We start from the raw sequence: 1,784 nt of genomic DNA on the forward strand, positions 1-1,784 counted from the left end.
TACCACTTCCACAGCCTGCCCAAGGCCGCCGAGGCGCTCGGCAACATCGACCGACTGCCCAAGACCCTGAAGATCCTGCTCGAGAACCAGCTGCGCTTCGCCGACGACGAGAGCGTCGAGCGCGCGGACCTGCAGGCGCTGGTCGACTGGCAGCAGCAGGGCCACTCCGACCGCGAGATCGGCTATCGCCCGGCCCGCGTGCTGATGCAGGACTTCACCGGCGTGCCCGGCGTCGTCGACCTCGCCTCCATGCGCGCCGCGGTGGAGTCCCTCGGCGAGGACCCCGCGCGCATCAACCCGCTCTCCCCGGTGGACCTGGTCATCGACCACTCGGTGATGGTCGACAAGTTCGGCAATCCCTCGGCGTTCAAGGACAACGTCGCCATCGAGATGGAGCGCAACCACGAGCGCTACGAGTTCCTGCGCTGGGGCCAGCAGGCCTTCGACAACTTCCGCGTCGTGCCCCCGGGCACCGGCATCTGCCACCAGGTCAACCTGGAGTACCTGGGCCAGACCGTGTGGACCAGGGAAGAAGACGGCAAGACCCTCGCCTACCCCGACACCCTGGTCGGCACCGACTCCCACACCACCATGATCAACGGCCTGGGCGTGCTCGGCTGGGGCGTGGGCGGCATCGAGGCCGAGGCCGCCATGCTTGGCCAGCCGGTCTCGATGCTGATCCCCGAGGTGGTCGGCTTCAAGCTCACCGGCAAGCTGCGCGAGGGCATCACCGCCACCGACCTGGTGCTGACCGTCACCGAGATGCTGCGCAAGAAGGGCGTGGTGGGCAAGTTCGTCGAGTTCTACGGCGACGGCCTCAAGGACCTGCCGCTGGCCGACCGCGCCACCATCGCCAACATGGCGCCGGAGTATGGCGCGACCTGCGGCTTCTTCCCGGTGGACGACGAGACCCTCACCTACCTGCGCCTGACCGGCCGCGACGACGCCCAGGTGGCGCTGGTCGAGGCCTACAGCAAGGCCCAGGGGCTGTGGCGGGAGCCCGGCGACGAGCCGATCTTCAGCGACACCCTGGCGCTGGACATGGGCGAGGTCGAGGCGAGCCTGGCCGGTCCCAAGCGGCCCCAGGACCGCGTCGCCCTCAAGGACATGAGCGCGGCCTTCGCCAAGGTGATGGAGGACGACGGCAAGCCGCTCTCCTCCGCCGAGAAGGGCAAGCTGATGTCCGAGGGCGGCCAGACCGCCGTGGGCGTCGAGGAGAGCTACGAGCATCATGACAGCCAGGACGTCGACCTCGACGGCGAGGCCTTCCGGCTGAATCCCGGCGCCGTGGTCATCGCCGCCATCACCTCCTGCACCAACACCTCCAACCCCAGCGTGATGATGGCCGCCGGCCTGCTGGCCCGGAAGGCCCGCGAGAAGGGCCTGCACACCAAGCCCTGGGTCAAGACCTCCCTGGCGCCGGGCTCCAAGGTGGTCACCGACTACCTGGCCGCCGGCGGCGTGCAGGAGGACCTGGACGCCCTGGGCTTCCACCTGGTGGGCTACGGCTGCACCACCTGCATCGGCAACTCCGGTCCGCTGGCGGGCCCGATCGAGGAGGCCATCGAGACGGGCGACCTGGCCGTGGCCTCGGTGCTCTCGGGCAACCGCAACTTCGAGGGCCGGGTGCATCCGCTGGTCAAGACCAACTGGCTCGCCTCGCCGCCCCTGGTGGTGGCCTACGCCCTGGCCGGCAACGTCCAGCTCGACCTGACCCGCGAGCCGCTGGGCATCGACCATCACGGCAAGCCGGTCTTCCTCAAGGACCTCTGGCCCAGCCAGGC

Annotated in this window: 1 protein-coding gene; it reads left to right on the plus strand. The window is 69.5% G+C overall.

Translation table 11 applies throughout. The annotated features are described in order from the left end of the window. On the plus strand, positions 1–1,784 hold a 1,784-nt coding region (gene acnA / locus C9F13_RS17300; protein WP_108447496.1), incomplete at both ends, for an aconitate hydratase AcnA.

It is taken from the genome of Halomonas denitrificans, assembly GCF_003056305.1.
Classification (GTDB): domain Bacteria; phylum Pseudomonadota; class Gammaproteobacteria; order Pseudomonadales; family Halomonadaceae; genus Halomonas; species Halomonas denitrificans.